This window comes from Streptomyces sp. NPDC003943 (assembly GCF_053605265.1).
In genome coordinates this window covers 114752-131976 of sequence record NZ_JBSGIW010000008.1, presented here as the reverse complement: position 1 = coordinate 131976, position 17225 = coordinate 114752, and the positions used below count along the sequence as shown (strand labels likewise).

13 protein-coding genes are annotated in these 17225 nt (G+C 73.7%); 6 read left to right on the top strand and 7 right to left on the bottom strand.

The annotated features are described in order from the left end of the window. Positions 1–88 precede the first annotated feature (88 nt). Together hutH and ACWEV0_RS05785 are read right to left on the bottom strand one after the other, a co-directional pair. Positions 89–1630, bottom strand: a complete 1542-nt coding sequence (gene hutH, locus ACWEV0_RS05790) for a histidine ammonia-lyase (RefSeq protein ID WP_453146806.1) — start codon at positions 1628–1630, stop codon at positions 89–91. Between the two features lie 74 nt (positions 1631–1704). Then, on the bottom strand, positions 1705–2583 hold the full coding sequence (locus tag ACWEV0_RS05785) for an NmrA/HSCARG family protein (RefSeq protein WP_453146789.1): 879 nt from the start codon (positions 2581–2583) through the stop codon (positions 1705–1707). Here ACWEV0_RS05785 and ACWEV0_RS05780 point away from each other — a divergent pair. Next, positions 2582–2929 (top strand): hypothetical protein, encoded by a 348-nt coding sequence (locus ACWEV0_RS05780; RefSeq protein ID WP_453146787.1) that lies wholly within the window; start codon positions 2582–2584, stop codon positions 2927–2929. The two genes, ACWEV0_RS05785 and ACWEV0_RS05780, sit on opposite strands and share 2 nt — an antisense overlap. Positions 2930–3262: 333 nt before the next feature. Further along, positions 3263–4018, top strand: coding sequence for a hypothetical protein (locus tag ACWEV0_RS05775; protein ID WP_453146785.1), 756 nt, complete (start codon positions 3263–3265; stop codon positions 4016–4018). 54 nt (positions 4019–4072) lie between these two features. Here the strand turns inward: ACWEV0_RS05775 and ACWEV0_RS05770 are convergent, their stop codons facing one another. The 4 genes from ACWEV0_RS05770 to ACWEV0_RS05755 form a co-directional block, all read right to left on the bottom strand. After that, positions 4073–5209, bottom strand: a complete 1137-nt coding sequence (locus ACWEV0_RS05770; protein ID WP_453146783.1) for a diguanylate cyclase domain-containing protein — start codon at positions 5207–5209, stop codon at positions 4073–4075. Positions 5210–5336: 127 nt separating this feature from the next. Then, on the bottom strand, positions 5337–6140 hold the full coding sequence (locus ACWEV0_RS05765) for an enoyl-CoA hydratase/isomerase family protein (protein WP_403795911.1): 804 nt from the start codon (positions 6138–6140) through the stop codon (positions 5337–5339). Positions 6141–6201: 61 nt separating this feature from the next. Then, positions 6202–7356 (bottom strand): adenylate/guanylate cyclase domain-containing protein, encoded by a 1155-nt coding sequence (locus tag ACWEV0_RS05760; protein WP_453146781.1) that lies wholly within the window; start codon positions 7354–7356, stop codon positions 6202–6204. A gap of 146 nt (positions 7357–7502) precedes the next feature. Further along, complete coding sequence (locus ACWEV0_RS05755; protein ID WP_453146780.1) at positions 7503–8351, bottom strand: biotin--[acetyl-CoA-carboxylase] ligase; 849 nt, start codon at positions 8349–8351, stop codon at positions 7503–7505. Positions 8352–8520: 169 nt separating this feature from the next. On the opposite strand from ACWEV0_RS05755, the gene ACWEV0_RS05750 reads away from it, so the two are divergent. The 4 genes from ACWEV0_RS05750 to ACWEV0_RS05735 all read left to right on the top strand — a co-directional run bounded on the left by ACWEV0_RS05750 (position 8521) and on the right by ACWEV0_RS05735 (position 15815). Further along, a complete protein-coding gene (locus tag ACWEV0_RS05750; RefSeq protein WP_453146779.1) occupies positions 8521–10125 on the top strand; it encodes an acyl-CoA carboxylase subunit beta in 1605 nt (534 codons plus the stop codon). Between the two features lie 30 nt (positions 10126–10155). Continuing rightward, positions 10156–10368: an acyl-CoA carboxylase subunit epsilon gene (locus tag ACWEV0_RS05745; RefSeq protein WP_453146778.1), complete on the top strand. Its 213-nt coding sequence runs from the start codon at positions 10156–10158 to the stop codon at positions 10366–10368. Between the two features lie 177 nt (positions 10369–10545). Continuing rightward, positions 10546–10971: an effector-associated constant component EACC1 gene (locus ACWEV0_RS05740; RefSeq protein WP_453146776.1), complete on the top strand. Its 426-nt coding sequence runs from the start codon at positions 10546–10548 to the stop codon at positions 10969–10971. Between the two features lie 2 nt (positions 10972–10973). Continuing rightward, positions 10974–15815, top strand: a complete 4842-nt coding sequence (locus tag ACWEV0_RS05735; protein ID WP_453146774.1) for a caspase, EACC1-associated type — start codon at positions 10974–10976, stop codon at positions 15813–15815. Here the strand turns inward: ACWEV0_RS05735 and ACWEV0_RS05730 are convergent. Beyond that, a complete protein-coding gene (locus ACWEV0_RS05730; protein ID WP_453146772.1) occupies positions 15797–17182 on the bottom strand; it encodes an MFS transporter in 1386 nt (461 codons plus the stop codon). The genes ACWEV0_RS05735 and ACWEV0_RS05730 overlap by 19 nt on opposite strands. Positions 17183–17225: the final 43 nt, after the last annotated feature.

Here is a 17225-nt window from a genome sequence, read left to right as displayed (position 1 = left end):
GGTGTGATCTTCCGAACGCACCCCCCCACCGCACGAAGGGCCGCCCCCGGCGATCGGGGGCGGCCCTTCGTGCGTACGGGACGGCGCGTTACGCCAGCGGTCCGGTGACCGGCTCGACGGCGGCGACCACGCGGCCCTCGCGGACGAAGGCGTCGGCGGCGGCCAGGTCGGGCGCGAGGAAGCGGTCCGGGCCGGGGCCCTCGACGCCGGCCGCGCGCAGCGCCTCGATGACGGCGGCGGAGGCCGGCGCGGGGGCCAGGCCGTGGCGCAGCTCGATGCCGCGGGTGGCGGCGTACAGCTCGACGGCGATGACGCGGTTGAGGTTGCCGATCGCGGTGCGCAGCTTGCGGGCGGCGGACCAGCCCATGGAGACGTGGTCCTCCTGCATCGCCGAGGACGGGATGGAGTCGGCGGAGGCCGGGACGGCGAGCCGCTTCATCTCGCTGACCAGGGCGGCCTGCGTGTACTGGGCGATCATCAGGCCGGAGTCGACGCCGGCGTCGTCCGCGAGGAACGGCGGCAGGCCGTGCGAGCGGTTCTTGTCGAGGAGCCGGTCGGTGCGGCGCTCGGCGATGGAGGCGAGGTCGGCAGCGGCGATCGCGAGGAAGTCGAGGACGTACGCGACGGGGGCGCCGTGGAAGTTGCCGTTGGAGCGGACCGTGCCGTCGGCGAGGACGACCGGGTTGTCGACGGCGGCGGCCAGCTCGCGCTCGGCGACGGTCAGGGCGTGCGCCATGGTGTCGCGGCCGGCGCCGGCGACCTGCGGGGCGCAGCGCACCGAGTAGGCGTCCTGGACGCGCGGGGCCTCGCCGCTCTGGTAGTGCCCGGTGAGCTCGGAGCCCTTGAGCACGGCCAGCATGTTGGCGGCGGAGGCGGCCTGGCCGGGGTGCGGGCGGATGGCGTGCAGCTCGGGCTCCAGGACCTTCTCGGTGCCGAGGAGGGCTTCGAGGGAGAGCGCGGCGGTGACGTCGGCCGACTTGTAGAGGACGTCGAGGTCCGCGAGGGCCATGATCAGCATGCCGAGCATGCCGTCGGTGCCGTTGAGGAGGGCGAGGCCCTCCTTCTCCTTCAGCACGACGGGCTCGATGCCGGCGGCGGCGAGCAGCTCGCCGGCGGGCTTGACCACGCCGTCGGGGCCCTCGGCGTCGCCCTCGCCCATGAGCGCCAGCGCGCAGTGGGAGAGCGGCGCGAGGTCGCCGGAGCAGCCGAGCGAGCCGTACTCGTGGACGACCGGGGTGATGCCCGCGTTGAGCACGTCGGCCATGGTCTGGGCGACCTCGGGGCGGACGCCGGTGTGGCCGGAGGCGACCGTCTTGAGCCGCAGGAACATCAGCGCGCGGACGACCTCGCGCTCGACCCGCGGGCCCATGCCGGCGGCGTGCGAGCGGACGATGTTGCGCTGCAGCTGGGTGCGGAGGTCGTGGCCGATGTGCCGGGTGGCGAGCGCACCGAAGCCGGTGGAGACGCCGTAGACCGGCTCGGGCTGGGCGGCGAGCGCGTCGATGCTCGCGCGGGCGGTGGCGAGCGCCTTGACGGCGTCGGATGACAGCTCGACGCGCGCGCCGTGGCGGGCGACGTCGATGACGTCCTGCGGGGTGGTGCCGGACGTCCCAAGGACGACAGTCTGCATATCCATATTCAGCACCCTACGGACTGAAGAGCAACATGTCACTAGTCGACCGGAAGTCGACCGTGGGTTCCGTCTCAGTCTGCGGCAACGGGGGCGAGGAGGCCGGTCCAGTCCTGGGCGGCGGCCCAGTCGGCGAAGGTGTGCCAGCCGACCTCGGGGTACCCGCGGCGCAGGCCGGCGACGTCCACGGCCAGGCCGTGCTCGGCGAAGTACGTGAACATGGCGGCGAGGTCGGTGGAGTACCTGCGCACGACGTCGACGGGCACCTCGTGATGGGCGACGGGCCGTCCGGCGGCAGCGGCCAGGACCCGCGCCATGGCGTCGGGCGTCAGCTCGTCGGAGGCGATGTCGATCCGCCGCCCGGCGAACTCCGCGGGCCGCCGGAGGACCAGCGCGGCGAAGGCGCCGATGTCGGCGGCGGGGATGAGCGTGAGCGGCACGTCGGCGGCCATCGGCCAGGCGAAGGTGCCGTCGCGGAGGGCTTCGAGCGTCCAGCCGTCGGTGTAGTTGTCCATGAAGGCGGCCGGCGCGATCACCGTCCAGGCCATGCCGGATTCGCGGAGGTGACACTCGATCGCGTACTTGCTGTCGTAGTGCGGCACGCCGGTGCCCCGGTCGGCGTGCGCGGCGGACGTGAAGACGGTGTGCCCGACACCGGCGGCCGCGGCGGCGTCGACGAGCGCCCTGCCCTGCCGTATCTCGGTGGCGGTGCCGGTGCCGAAGGGCGTGGTGACGGCGAAGAGCGCGTCCGCCCCGGCGAGCGCGGCGTCGAGCGAGTCGCGGTCGTCGAAGTCGGCCCGGCGGATCTCGGCACCGAGGGCGCGAAGCTCCTGGGCGGCGGGCGAGGCGGGGTCGCGGGTGAGGGCGCGGACGCCCTGGCCGGCCGCGAGGAGGGCGCGGGCGGTGGCTCCGCCCTGGGCGCCGGTGGCACCGGTGACGGCGACGGTGAGCATGAGGCTTCCCTTCGAGAGGCAGATTATCTGCGTGCCGCAATCTTTGCGACACGCAGACAGTAAGCCATTCGTCTGCGCGGCGCAGATTATTTACCGGTCGCTCCCCCTCGCCCGGCCGGGCGACGGCAAGGGCGGCGTCGGGGCCCAGGAGCAGGCCCGTCCCGAACCGCCCGACGAGCTAACCCGGTTCGCCACGCATCTGGAGCTCCACCGGAGCCTGAGGCTGGTTCGGCCCGGTGGCCGCTCGGGCGGAGTGGCGTACGCCGAGGCCGCATCGGCCGCGCTTCCGCCCGGGAAGCACAGCCTGACGCTCCGAATGCTCATGAAAGAGATCAAGATGCCCTGAGGCTCTGACATATTCACTCAACGCATCCATGCCGTCACTCTACGTGCGATACGGTAAGCGCAAATCGGCCCCCGCGATGGCGGGAACCATGCGCGAGGGCCTCGACCACCAGTGGACGGACCTCCACCGATGATGTATCGGCACTTTATCGCGCCCTCGCGCGGCTTCACCCAGTTCTCGCACGAGCTCATCCGGCATCCGCGGCTTGGTTCCGACGCCGTTCGGCTCCTGACCTGGCAGCTCTCGCTCCCCGACGGGGCCCGTGAATCACTGTCCCGAACGGCTGAACGTGCCCGGATCGGGGCATGCGCGTTCACCCGGGCGAAGCGGCAGTTGAAGGAGGAGGGGTTCGTCCACGAGCGGCGGGTGCAGGCCCAGGGCGGGCGGTGGGTGACGCAACAGCTCGTGTCGAACCGGCCGTTGAGCGAGGCCGAGGCCGCCAAGCTGATGGGGCGGATGCCGGTTCCCGTACCCGTCCCCGTACCCACGCCGCCGAGTGCCGATATTCCGGCCGTCGGCGCTCCGACGGCCCCGCGCACCGACCGTCATCCAGAAAGACAACGTGAGGAGAACACCTCCGACCTTCCGCCCGAACCCGAGCCCGAGCAGGGCGAGCGCGAGCCGGACCGCGACGACCCGGCACCCGCGCCGGACCCTGGGCCCGCCGAACCCGAGATCCCCGAGGAGGCCCGCGCCCTCGTCGGCGCGATGCCCGCCCTCTCGCCCGCCCTCCGTCACATCCCACCAGGAATGAAGGACGAGCTGGCGCGCCTCGCCGCGGCCTGGCTTGCGGCAGGACACAGTTCCGCCGACATTCACGCGCACGTACTGCGCGGCCTGCCCGGCGCCGGAACGCCCGTACAGCGGCCCGGCGGGCTCCTCCGCTACCTGCTTCGCGAGGTCCCGCCGCCGGCGCCCGTAAGGCCTCCGGTGCCCGAACGAACGCCGTCGTCGATCGGACCACGCCTGTCGGACTGGCTGGCGTCTGCCGTGGAGTGCGAGGGCGCCCAGCACATCCAGCCGATGCTGTTCCGGCCGGTCGGGGACGAGAAGCTGTGCCGCATGTGCACGAGCGACCTCGCGGGCTGAGGGTCAGACCGCGACGCCGTTGCCCTGGTCGCCAGAGGGAGCGGAGCACCCGTCCTACGAGCGCCCCTCCGTGCGCTCCGCCGGCGGTGCGTCCCGGAAGCGGCGCCGGTCCCTGGCCCCGGGCGGGGCGTCGGCGAGCCGGATCACCGTGCCGTCGCGGCCCGCCACGACGGGCTTGGCGGAGCGGGCGGCCTTGGCCTGGTACTGGGCGGCGTCGGCGAGGCGGAAGAGGCGGCGGGCGGACTTGAGCGGACCGATCGGGTCGCCGGTGGACGCGACCCCGCAGGCGACGCCCTCGCCCAGCTCCAGCTCCGCAGCCCGTACGCACAGTTCCTCGGCGACGGCCACGACCTCGTCGGCCGTCGGGCCGACGGTCAGGAGGCAGAACTCGTCGCCGCCGAGCCGGGCCGCGAGCGCGCCGGGAAGCTGCGCACCGCAGCGGGAGAGTACGGAGCCGAACCGTTCGAGGAGGCGGTCGCCGACGGCGTGGCCGTGGGTGTCGTTGACCCGCTTGAGGCCGTTGAGGTCGCAGACCATGAGGCTGACGACGGAGCCGTCGGCGCGGTAGCGCTCGATGGCCTGGTCGAGGCGGGTGTCGACGGCGCGGCGGTTGGCGAGGCCGGTGAGCGGGTCGGTGAAGGCCAGCTTGCGGACCTCCTCCAGGCGCTCGGCCTGGGCGATGCCGGCCGCGACGACCGCCGCGAGGACGGTCGCGAAGTCGGCCTCGTCCCGGGTGAAGGGCACCGCCCCGGCCGGCCTGGCCACGTACAGCTCGCCCCAGGCCCGGCCGTGGAGCACGATCGGCGCGACCACGCAGCAGCCGCGGCCGCGTCGGCGCAGGCCGGTGACCCGGCCGGTGGAGACCCGGTCGTCGACGGTCTCCACCCAGGCGTCCGGCTCGCCGCCGCCCGCCCAGTGCTCGTGCAGGAACTCGGTGATCTCCGGGAACTGGTGCACGGGGTACGTCTCGGAGTCCGGGAACTCCTCCTCGCCCACCGCCCGCTGTCCGGCGTTCACGAGGACCTTCAGCCGGCCGCGGTCCCGTTGCCAGACGGAGAGCGCGGCGAAGCTGCCGCCCAGCGCCTCACCGGCGCCGAGTGCGGCAGCCCGCCAGAACTCCCGCGGAGTGTGCGCCGCCGCCATCGCCTGCGCCAGTGCCACTACGGCCCGCAACCGCACATCCTCGCCCATTCCTCCAGCTTAGGGAGGTTTGGTCCGTTTTCCCCACTGAGACGTCACGGAAAGTTACATATGGTGAAAATCTGGAGCAATTGCACACGGAGAGCAGCCGGCCGGCCCGCCTCCGGAGCCCCGGGGCTCACTCGCCCGGCCACTCCGGCTTCCGCTTCTCGTTGAACGCCGCCACGCCCTCCGCGCGGTCGCCGGAGAACGCCACCGAACGCCAGGCTCCGTCCTCGACCTCCAGGCCGGCCCGCAGGTCCAGGCCGACGCCGAGCCGCATCGCCTTCTTGGCGGCGCGCAGGCCGACCGGCGAGTTGGCCGCGATCCGCCCGGCCAGCTCCAGCGCTGCGGTCCGGGCGTCGTCCTCCAGGAGGTCCACCATGCCGAGCTCGCGCGCCTCGGCCGCCTCCACCCGGCGCGCCGTGAAGACCAGCTCGGCGGCGCGGGCCGCGCCCACCCGGCGCGGCAGCAGCTGCGTGCCGCCGCCGCCCGGGATCACGCCGACCGAGACCTCGGGCAGGCCGACGACGGTGGTCGCGTCGGCCACGATCACGTCACAGGACAGCGCCAGCTCGTAACCGCCGCCGAGCGCGAAGCCGTGCACGGCCGCCACGGTCGGCATGGGCAGCTCCAGGACGCCGGTGTACGCGGCGCGGGCCACCGGCCGCTGCCGGACCAGGTCGGCGTCGCTGAAGGAGTTGCGCTCCTTGAGATCGGCGCCGACGCAGAAGGCCCGGTCGTTCGACGAGGTCAGCACGGTCACGCGGACGGCCGGGTCGGCGGCGAGCGCGGCGCAGGCGGCGCCGATGGAGCGGGCCATCTCCGAGGAGACCGCGTTCATCGCCTTGGGCCGGTCGAGGACGAGCTCGGCGACATGGCCGCGCTCGTCCCGCCGGATCACGACGAACTCACCAAAACGCTGCTCGGACTGCTCGGACATGGCCGTACACCCTCCCGGTCGAAGCCAGTTAACGCCTGTTAACGGCTGTTCACCGGAGATCTTAGGTCGGACGGCGGCTCAGCAGCCAGGGCTCCACCACACCGAGTCCGCGCACCGGCCGCTGCCACATCGGCTGGAGCGCGAAGCGGTACGACGGGGCCGGCTCGCCCTCCTTGTCGGCGCGGGCGGCCTCCTCCGCCGCCTGGGTCTCGGAGACCGGCGCCTCACCGGTGCGGGTCAGCTCCTCGGCGAGGGCGCTGTCGACGAGGACGGCGTCCTTCGGCGCTATCGAGGTGAGCCGGCTGGCCAGGTTGACCGTGGTGCCGAAGACGTCGCCCATCCGGGTCGTGACGGTGCCGAAGGAGAGGCCGACCCGGAGCGCGGGCATGGTCTCGTCGTGGCCGAGGGTCTCGATGAGGCGCAGTCCGATCTCGGCGGCGGTGCCGGCGTCGTCGGCCGCGTACAGCACCTCGTCGCCGAGGGTCTTGATGAGCCGGCCGCCGTGCGCGGCGACCAGGTCGGCGCAGGTGGTCTCGAAGGCCTCGACGAGTTCGCCGAGCTCCTCCTCCTCCAGGCGCCGGGTGAGCCGGGTGAAGCCGACGAGGTCGGCGAAGCCGACGGCGAGCCGGCGGTCGACCATCTCCTCGTCGTCGGCGGCCTGCACGACCCGGCCGGTGGCGGCGGCGAGCTGGCGGCGCCACACGTAGATGAGGAACTCCTCCAGCTCGGGCAGGAGCAGCTCGACGAGGGGGTACGTGACCTCGGTGCGGGTCATGCCGGGCTCGGGCGGCTCGGTGAGGCCCTCCAGGAAGGAGTCGATCTGCCACTCGGCGAGCCGGGCGGTGGTCTGTCCGGTGGACCGGGCGACCTGCACGGCCATCGGCTCGCTGAGCAGGCCGGCCTCGACGAGACCCGCGAGGCGGCGCAGCGCGAGCACGTCGGCCTCGGTGAGCGCCTTGGCCTGGCCGATGTCGGCGAAGCCCATGGCGCGCCAGAAGCGGGAGGCGAGCTCCATGGAGACGCCGGCGGTGCGGGCGGCCTGGAAGGGGGTGTAGCGGCGGTCGGCGCCGAGGATCAGCTGTTCCAGGCGGATCGCGAGGGGGTCGTCGGTCGGCTCCGCCGTGTGGTCGACGACATGGTGGGGCGTGGGATAGGTGGGATTCGCGGCCGGCTGTTCGGCCCCGGGGTCGCCGTTGTCCGCGTCGTCGACGGTCACCGGCCGCCTCCTGCCCGTTCCCTGCCCACTTGCCCTGCCGATCTGTCGCGTGGATCGCGGTCAACGATACGACAGGTGTGTGCTGGCTCACGCCCTCACCGCACCAGGATGGGGCGTGAGCCGTGCGGGAGGTCAGCCTGCGGAGCTCACGCGGCCCTCAGATGGACGATGTCACCGGCCGCGACGGCCTCCGTGCCACCGCCCTCCGTCTCGACGACGAGCCGTCCGTCGCTGTCGACGGCGACGGCGTCGCCCTCCAGCATGCGTTCGCCGGGCAGGTCGGCGCGGACCCGGCGGCCGAGGGTGGCGCAGGCCTTCGTGTACGCCTCCAGGAGCCCGGAGGCGGCCGGGTCGCCCTCGGCCCGCACCCAGTCGCCGTACCACTGCTCCAGGGAGCGCAGGACGGCCCGCAGCAGGGTGTCGCGGTCGGTGGAGACGGCGTCGGCGAGGAGGAGGGAACCGGCGGCCGGGACGGGGAGCTCGTCGGCGCGGAGGGTGACGTTGAGGCCGAGGCCGACGACGACGCCGTCCCCGCCGGCCCGCTCGGCGAGGATGCCGCCGGTCTTGCGTTCCTCGCCCGCGACTTTCACGAGCAGGTCGTTGGGCCACTTGAGGGAGAGGTCGGCGCCGGCGGCCCTCGCGAGGCCGGTGGCGGCGGCCACGCCGGTGAGCAGCGGCAGCCAGCCCCAGTGCTGCACGGGCACGGCGGGCTTGAGCAGGACGGAGACGAAGAGTCCGGAGCGGGCGGGGGCGGTCCAGGTGCGGTCGAGGCGGCCGCGTCCCGAGGTCTGCTCCTCGGCGACGAGCACGGCGCCTTCGGGGAGTTCGTCCGCGCGGGCGGCCAGGTCGGAGTTGGTGGAGCCGGTGGTCTCGACGACGTCGAGGGAGGTCCACAGGCCGTCGGGGAGGACGAGCGCGTTGCGCAGGGCGGAAGCGTTGAGCGGGGGGCGGTCGAGGTCGGACCAGCGTCCCGCTGAGCCTTGGGAGGACGTCATGCAAGTCAGCGTAGGTGTGGCAAACGCCGCACTGCGTGAACCGTGAGGGCGCCGATACGCTACGACGCAGTAGCCAAGGAGTAGTCCTCCGTAGTCCATTCGTGGTCACTTCTCGGGTCGCTTCGCATTCCACGAGATCCCCCGTGACCAGGCAGGGAGCCGCATCCCGATGTCCGAGCCGGCAGAGCACAACGAGATCGACATTCACACGACCGCGGGCAAGATCGCGGATCTGGAGCGCCGGATCGGCGAGGCCACGCACGCCGGTTCCGCGCGCGCCGTGGAGAAGCAGCACGCGAAGGGGAAGCTGACCGCGCGCGAGCGCATCGCACTGCTGCTCGACGAAGGTTCGTTCGTGGAGCTGGACGAGCTGGCCCGGCACCGCTCCAGCAACTTCGGCCTGGAGAAGAACCGCCCGTACGGCGACGGTGTCGTCACCGGCTACGGCACGGTGGACGGGCGCCCGGTCGCCGTCTTCTCGCAGGACTTCACCGTCTTCGGCGGTGCCCTCGGCGAGGTCTTCGGCCAGAAGATCATCAAGGTGATGGACTTCGCGCTGAAGACCGGCTGCCCGGTCATCGGCATCAACGACTCCGGCGGCGCCCGGATCCAGGAGGGCGTCAGCGCCCTCGGCATGTACGGCGAGATCTTCCGCCGCAACACCCACGCCTCCGGCGTGATCCCGCAGATCTCGCTGGTCGTCGGCCCGTGCGCGGGCGGCGCGGTCTACTCCCCCGCGATCACCGACTTCACGGTGATGGTCGACCAGACCTCGCACATGTTCATCACCGGACCCGACGTCATCAAGACGGTCACCGGCGAGGACGTCGGCTTCGAGGAGCTGGGCGGCGCCCGCACCCACAACTCCACGTCCGGCGTGGCCCACCACATGGCGGGCGACGAGAAGGACGCGATCGAGTACGTCAAGTCCCTTCTGTCCTACCTGCCTTCGAACAACCTGTCCGAGGCGCCCGCCTTCCCCGAGGTGGCCGACACCGAGGTGACGGACGAGGACCGCGAGCTCGACACGCTCATCCCGGACTCCGCGAACCAGCCGTACGACATGCACACCGTCATCGAGCACGTCCTCGACGACGGCGAGTTCCTGGAGACCCAGGCCCTGTTCGCGCCGAACATCCTCACCGGCTTCGGCCGCGTCGAGGGCTTCCCGGTCGGCGTCGTCGCCAACCAGCCGATGCAGTTCGCCGGTTGCCTCGACATCGGCGCCTCCGAGAAGGCCGCGCGCTTCGTGCGCACCTGCGACGCCTTCAACATCCCGGTGCTGACCTTCGTCGACGTGCCGGGCTTCCTGCCGGGCGTCGGCCAGGAGCACGAGGGCATCATCCGGCGCGGCGCGAAGCTGATCTACGCGTACGCCGAGGCGACCGTCCCGCTGATCACCGTCATCACCCGCAAGGCGTTCGGCGGCGCGTACGACGTCATGGGCTCCAAGCACCTCGGCGCCGACCTCAACCTGGCCTGGCCGACCGCCCAGATCGCGGTCATGGGCGCGCAGGGCGCGGTCAACATCCTGCACCGGCGCACGCTCGCCGAGGCGGAGGCGAACGGCGAGGACGTCGAGGCGGTGCGCACGCGGCTGATCCAGGAGTACGAGGACACGCTGCTCAACCCGTACATCGCGGCCGAGCGCGGCTACATCGACGGGGTGATCCTGCCGTCCGAGACCCGCGCGCAGGTCGTGAAGGGCCTGCGTCAGCTGCGGACGAAGCGGGAATCCCTGCCCCCGAAGAAGCACGGCAACATCCCGCTCTAGCCGCTGTCACCCCTCGGGAGGGACAACACGATGATCAAGGTCGTACGAGGAAACCCGACCCCGGAGGAGCTGGCCGCCGCACTGGCGGTGGTCCAGGCCCGGGCCGCGGCCACGGCGGCGGCGGCCGCCGCGGGCAGCGGCCCGAAGGTGCCCGAGGGCTGGTCGGACCCGGCACGGATCGCGCGCAGCGTCCGGCCGCGGCCGGGCCCGCGGTCGTGGGCGCGCTCCTACTGGCCGGTGTAGGGACTTCCGTCCGGTGATTCGTCCGTGAAGGCCGGACCCCCTGTGCGGGGGTCCGGCCTCCGGCGTACCCGGAACCACGCGGCGGCCGAAATCGGCCTGGAGGTACGGGAGTTACGGGCGTAGCCTCGTACGGCTCCGCTCCGAGGCGACGGAGCGCCGAGGAGCCTACGGAGGTCCGTGCACGTGGAGATCGCCCTGGAGGTCAGCGGTACCGCCGCGGACGCCTACGAGCTGCGGCAGTGGCTGCGCGACGACCCCGAGCTGCGGCCCGCCGTCGTCCCGCTCGTGCCCGCGTCGCCGGCTCCCGGATCGATGGGCGCGATCGGCACGATCATCGAGCTGCTGCTCCAGCCCGGCGGCCTGACCGTGACGCTGGCGGCCGGCGTGGTGGCCTGGCTGCAGACCCGGCGCGGCACCCAGACCGTGACGATCACCAAGCCGGACGGCACCCAGGTCGTGGTCACCTCGGAGGGCGTACGCGGTCTCACGCCGCAGAGCAGCGGCGAGCTGGCGCAGCAGGTGGCGCGAGCGCTTGAGCCGCCGCAGGCGCGGGAGGCGGCGAGGCAGACCGCGGCCCAGTCCTCGGATCCGGAGAGTCCCTGACCGTGCCCGGGCCGTGGGGGGACCTCGCCGGGGCGGACTGCCATGCCGTCGTGGTCGGCACCGGGCGGCAGGGCGCGGGCGGCGGTGACGCGCGGCTCGCCGACCTGCCCAGCGCGGCGCACACCGCCCGCGAGCTGGCCCGGGTGCTGCGCGAGCGCTGCGGGATGGCGGCGGACCGGGTCACCGAGGTCATCGACCCGGAGAGCCGGGAGGAGGTGCTCGCCGCGCTGCAGGCCGCCGTGGAGCGCGCCCAAGGCGGCACGGTGCTGTTCTGCTTCACCGGCCACGGCCTGCTCGGCCCGCTCGGACGGCTCTATCTGGCCACCGCCCGCACGGCCCGCGCCGACGACACCGTCGCCTCCGTGTCGTACGAGGAGATCCGCGACCTGATCGCCGGAGCGTCCGCACGCGGGGTCGTCGTCCTCGACTGCTGCTTCTCCGGCCGGGCCCGATCCGCCCCGAGCGACGCCCACCGCGACCCGTACGCCAGCGCCCGCCCGCAGGGCAGCTTCCTGCTGGCCTCGGCGACCGGCTACGGCGCCTCCTTCGCGCCCGCCGACGAGCCGTACACGCTGTTCGGCGGCGAGCTGATCCGGCTCCTGGAGGACGGCGACCCGAGCGGTCCGCAGTGGTTCACGCTGCTGGACGTCTACCGCCTGCTCGACCGGCGCTTCCAGGGCGGCCCGGCCCGCCCGTACGCGGACGGGGTGGGCCGGGCGAGCGATCTCGTCCTCACCCGGAACGCCGGCTACCTCGGCACGGCGGCCGTCCCGGAGGACGCCGAGGTCCCGGCGGCCGAGGGTCCGTGTCCGTACCCCGGGATGCGGCCGTTCCTGCCGGAGCAGCGCCATCTCTTCTTCGGGCGCGAGGAGTTGACCGGGGACCTGATCGACCGGGTGGCGCACGGGTCCGGTCCGGTGGTGCTCGTCGGAGCGTCCGGCGCCGGCAAGTCCTCGCTGCTGCGCGCCGGGCTCGTCGCGGGCCTCGAAGAGCGCGGCGCGGGCCGGGTGCTGCTGGTGCCGGGGCCGGGCGCGCGGCCGTTCCGCACGCTCGTCGAGCACTGGGCGCGGGCGGTGGACCGGCCGTTCGCGGAGGTCGAACGGGAGGTGGGGGCCGGGCGGTTCGGACCGGGCGGGCCGGAAGTGCTCGTCGTCGACCAGCTGGAGGAGATCTTCACCGACTGCGAGGACCCGGAGGAGCGCGAGCTGTTCGTCCGGGCCGTGTCCGGCGCCGACCCGGCCACCGGGCCGCGGATCGTGCTCGGCCTCCGGGACGACTTCTACGGCTCCTGCAGGCGCGACGAGCGGCTCGCGCGGCTGCTGCGGAGCGGGCAGTTCAGCGTCCCCGCACTGTCCGAGGACGAGCTGCGCGCCGCCGTCGAGCGGCCCGCCGCGCACGCCGGACTGCGCCTGGAGGAAGGGCTCGTCGACCATCTGCTGCACGAGCTGCGCCGCGAGGCGCCGGGCGGCGAGCGCGACGCGGTCGCCCTGCCCTTCCTCGCGCACGCGCTCCAGCAGACCTGGGCCAGGCGCCGGGGCACCCTGCTGACCTTCGCCGGCTACGAGGCGGCCGGCGGCATCCGCGGCTCGGTCGCCCGGGTCGCGGACGAACTGCACGACGCGCTGGACGCGGCGGGCCGCGAGCGGCTGCGCGAACTCCTGCTGCGCATGGTGACCCTGGTGGACGCCGAGGGCCGCGCGGCCCGCCGCCGCCTGCCGGTCCCGGAGACGGAGGGCGACGCCGACCGCGAACTCCTCGACCGCCTCGCCGACACCCGCCTGGTCGTCCTCGACCGCGACGAGGCCCAGCTCTGCCACGACTCGCTGCTCTACGGCTGGCCCCGACTCCGCGACTGGATCCGCGACGACCGCGTCCGCCTGCTCGTCCGCCGCCGAGTCGGCGACGCGGCCGACAGCTGGCACGAGGGCGGCCGCAAGAACAGCGCCCTGTACCGCGGCGACCAACTGGCGGCGGCACGCCAGGCGTTGAGGGGCACGGCGACAGGGTCCGGACTCCGGCACCGGGTCCGCGCCGCGCTGCCCGCACGGGGAGAGCGACGAGACGTCCGCGGGCCGTCCGAGCCGCCCGAGGGCGAGACGACCGGGGCCCAGGCCCGCCTCCCGCTGCCGCGCGGCGAGCAGCGGGCCGCCCACGGTCGGCCCGAGCCGGCCGAAGGAGAGACGACCGGGGCCGGCCTACGGGGCCGCGTCCGCGCCCGCGTCCCGCTGCCCGCCCGGCGTCTGCCCGAGGCGGCCGAGAGCGGGACCCCGCGCGAGCCGGCCCCTCCGGCGGCGGGCGACGGTGTCGGTTCCCGCGCGAACGGCGCGGCCACCCGCCTCCGGCCCGTCGAGCGGGACTTCCTCGCCGCGAGTGAACGGGCCGAGCGTCGCACCCTCGGCATCCTCGCCGGCGTCGTCGCCGTCATGGCCGTGCTCGCCGTTCTCGCCTCGTTCTTCGGCGTGCGGGCCCGCAGCGCCCAGGCCGACGCCGAGGCGCGCGAGACCGTCGCGGTCGCCGAGCAGTTGGCCGCCCAGGCCGACACCATGCGCGAGCGGGACCCGCAGACCGCGCTGCGGCTGAGTCTCGCCGCGTACCGCGCCGCCGACACCAGCGCGACGCGGTCCAGCCTGTACGCCTCCTACCTCTCCCGGTCGCAGGTGGACCTGCGGGGCGGGGCGCGGCAGCCCGTGGTGAATCTGGCGTACGGGGCGGGCGGCCGGATCCTCGCCACCAGCCAGCGCACGGGGCTCGTCCGCCTGTGGGACGTGTCCCTGCCGAACGCGCCGGTCCTCGGCAAGGCCCTGACCCTGCACGGCACCGCGCCGATCGCCTTCTCCCCGCGCACCCCGCTGCTCGCCGCGCTGGCCAAGGACGAGCTGAGGCTGTGGGACGCGACCGATCCCGGCCACCCGAAGCAGCTCGGGCGCCTGCCGCTCGCCGAGGAACAGTCGTACAGCCTCGCCTTCAGCCCGGACGGGCGGACGCTCGCGGCGGGCGGGAAGAACGGTCGGCTGCGGCTGTGGGACGTTTCCGCCCCCGCTCGTCCGCGCCCGCTGTACGACCGGAAGGTCGCCCGGGTGGACCTGATGTCGGTGAAGTTCAACCGCGACGGGCGTTTCCTGGCCACCGGCAACGGCGTCAGCAAGGGCCGGCCCGCCGAGGTGCGGCTGTGGGACATCCGCGACCCGGCCCGCCCGGCGCTGCTGACCACTGCCACCGCCGACTCCGTGATGGCGGTGGCATTCCACCCGAAGCGGGACCTGCTGGTGGCGACCGGTGGCCAGGGCGTGATGGCCTGGTGGACGGTGCAGGACGGCGGGCGGCGGCTCTCGCGGGTCAGGGCCACGGACACGTTCCAGAACAAGTGGGGCTACAGCGACAGCCTGCCCTCGCTGAGCTTCCGGCCCGACGGCACGATGCTCGCCGCCGCCGCCCAGTCCAGCGGCGCCAAGGTCCGGCAGGTCGCCGAGAAGGACGGCCCTGAGTTGCTCGCGTCCACCGCCGAGGGCGACTCGCTGCCGGGCGCCGAGCACGCGCAGGCCGTCGCCTACAGCCCCGACGGTGCCTATCTCGCGACGGGCGACGTCGGCGGCAACGTACGGCTGTGGCCCGAGCGAGCGCCCGCGCTCGCCCTGAACGGGACGCTGGGGGACGGGGCCGCGGGAGCGCGGCCGTACAGCGAGGACGGCCGCCTGGTGCTCACCAGCGAGTCGGTGGCCGGCTCGCTGGACAGCGTGCCGCGCGTCTGGGACATGAGCACGGCGGACACCGCAGAAGGGCGGGCGCCGAAGCTCCGGTTCACCGTGCCCCGGCCGTGGGAGGCCAAGTACTTCCTGCCCGGCCGCGACCGGCCGATGCTGCTCGCGCACCGCTGGACCGAGGGCACCGACGAGCACGCCTTCAGGGTCTGGGACCTGGGCGGGGACGGGCCGCCGGTGGCGGGCGGCGAGATCCCGGCACGAACGGACGCGTGGCTGCGGACCGCCATTTCGCCCGACGGCGAGCTGCTGGTCATCGGCACCTCCACGGATCCGACGGCGACGGTCTGGGACATCCACGACCCGCGTCGCCCCGTGCGGCGCGCCGTGATCCGGGTGAAGCCGTCCCCCGAGCCCGACAGCATGTTCTTCATGGGCCCGCGCGTACTCGCGACCGTGGAGGGCGGAAGCGCCACGGAACGGGGCCTCGACCTGCGTCTGTGGGACCTGAAGGATCCCGCGCACCCGTTCCGCGTGCCCAAGCCGATGCTGGACGCGGCCCGCAGCGGGGCCGCGTACATCCACTCCCTGCGACTGCTGCTCACCGACGGGATCGACCAGAGCGCCAAGCTGTACGACATGCGGGACGTCCGGCACCCCGCGTTCCTGGGGAAACTCCCGGCGACCCAGCGCGGCTACACCTGGATCGGCGACGGCCTGCTCGCGACGACCCTCCAGGACGGCACCGTACGGCTGTACGACATCCGCGACCCGGCGCACCCGGTCCTCCGGCACACCATGCGCTTCGACCGCGAGATCGAAGACATCACGCCCGACCCGGACGGCACCCGGGTGCTCACCGGTGAGCCTTACCGCATCTGGGATGTCGAAAAGGACGGCAGCTGGCGGATGCCGGCCGTCGCCACCCTCGACGGCGTGGGCAGCGTGACGCTGCTGCCGGGCGGGAGTCCGTACGCCATCGCGGTGCCCCGGTTCTCCGGCAGTCACGGCCCGGAGTTCACGTACCTCCTCGACCGTGACACCCGGAAGATCTACCACCGCCTCTGCGCGTCGCATCCGCTCGGCGTCGAGCCCGACCAGTGGAAGGCACTCTTCCCGCAGCTCGCCTACCGCCCCTCCTGCTGACGGGGCCTCCTCAGGAACAGGGCGGCGGCGAGCACCCCCGCGAGGACGACGGCCGCGTCGACCAGGACCGCGCGGCCGAGGCCGGCCGGCAGGGTGGTCGCGGTGACGACGACGGCGCTCATCACCGGCGTGCCGAGCGTGATGCCGATCTGCTGGGTCATCGTGGCGATGCCGGTGGCCATGCCCTGCTCGGCGTCCGGGAGCCCCGAGGTCGCGGTGACCATGAAGCCGACGATCGCCAGCATGTTGCCGACGCCGCCCGCGAAGGTGGCGGCGAGCAGCACGCCGTACGAGGGCTCGACGAGGCAGAGGGTGGCAGCGGCCTGGAGCGCTCCGCCGGCGATCAGGGCCGTACGGGCCGAGAGGCGGCCGATGAAGCGCGGGGCGAGCAGCCCGCCGAGGACCGTGCCCGCGCCGAGGACGCCGAAGGAGAGGCCGGCGGCGAGCGGTGAGAAGCCGAGTACCTCCTGAAGGTGCAGGGTCATCAGGAAGACCAGCGAGGTCTCGGTGGCGAAGGCGACGAGCCCGGCGAGGTTGCCCAGGACGACGGTGCGGCGCTTCAGGACGCGGACCGGTACGAGCGGGGCGGCGGCCCGGCGCTCGACGAGGACGAACGCGGTGAGCAGTGCGGCCGCCGCGACGAGGGCGCCGAGGACGACGGGGTCGGTCCAGCCGCGTTCGCCGGCCGCGGTGAGCCCGTACACGAGGGCGAGCAGACCGCCGGTGACGGTGGCGGCGCCGGGCACGTCGAGCCGGGGCCGGGCGGCCGGGCGGCTCTCCCGCAGTACGGCGGGGGCGACGAGGAGGACGGCGAGGGCGACGGGCACGTTGACGAAGAAGGCCCAGCGCCAGGAGAGCAGATCGGTGAGCACGCCGCCGAGGACGGCACCGGTCGTGAAGCCGGCGGACATCAGGGCCCCGTTGAGGCCGAGCGCCCGGTCGCGCAGCGGCCCCTCGGGGAAGGCGGAGGTGAGCAGCGAGAGCCCGGCGGGGGTGACGGCGGCGGTGGCGAGGCCCTGGGCGACGCGCGCGGCCATCAGCGTCTCCGGGCCGGTGGCGAGTCCGCCGGCGAGGGAGGCGGCGCCCAGGACGGCCATGCCGCCGAGGAAGATCCGGCGGCGGCCGACGAGGTCGGCGACCCGGCCGAAGAGCAGGGTGAAGCCGGCGGCGGCGAGCGCGAAGGCGGTCGCGATCCACTGGAGGCCGCCCGTGCTGAAGCCCAGCCCCTGGCCGATGACGGGCAGGGCGACGTTCAGGATCGAGAAGTCGACGGCCAGCATGAACTGGGCGACGAGGAGGACCACGAGGACGAGTCGCATCCGCCCGGCGAGGCGGGGGGCGACGGTGGGAACATCGAGCGCAACCATGAACGGGACCCCTTAATGGGAGGCTAGTTCCGTTAAGATGTCC

Bases quoted from the DNA above. Each gene is read 5' to 3' on its own strand.
- hutH (WP_453146806.1), bottom strand. From the start codon at position 1,630: ATGCAGACTGTCGTCCTTGGGACGTCCGGCACCACCCCGCAGGACGTC.
- ACWEV0_RS05780 (WP_453146787.1), top strand. From the start codon at position 2,582: ATGAGGCTTCCCTTCGAGAGGCAGATTATCTGCGTGCCGCAATCTTTG.
- ACWEV0_RS05785 (WP_453146789.1), bottom strand. From the start codon at position 2,583: ATGCTCACCGTCGCCGTCACCGGTGCCACCGGCGCCCAGGGCGGAGCC.
- ACWEV0_RS05770 (WP_453146783.1), bottom strand. From the start codon at position 5,209: ATGGGCGAGGATGTGCGGTTGCGGGCCGTAGTGGCACTGGCGCAGGCG.
- ACWEV0_RS05765 (WP_403795911.1), bottom strand. From the start codon at position 6,140: ATGTCCGAGCAGTCCGAGCAGCGTTTTGGTGAGTTCGTCGTGATCCGG.
- ACWEV0_RS05755 (WP_453146780.1), bottom strand. From the start codon at position 8,351: ATGACGTCCTCCCAAGGCTCAGCGGGACGCTGGTCCGACCTCGACCGC.
- ACWEV0_RS05750 (WP_453146779.1), top strand. From the start codon at position 8,521: ATGTCCGAGCCGGCAGAGCACAACGAGATCGACATTCACACGACCGCG.
- ACWEV0_RS05745 (WP_453146778.1), top strand. From the start codon at position 10,156: ATGATCAAGGTCGTACGAGGAAACCCGACCCCGGAGGAGCTGGCCGCC.
- ACWEV0_RS05730 (WP_453146772.1), bottom strand. From the start codon at position 17,182: ATGGTTGCGCTCGATGTTCCCACCGTCGCCCCCCGCCTCGCCGGGCGG.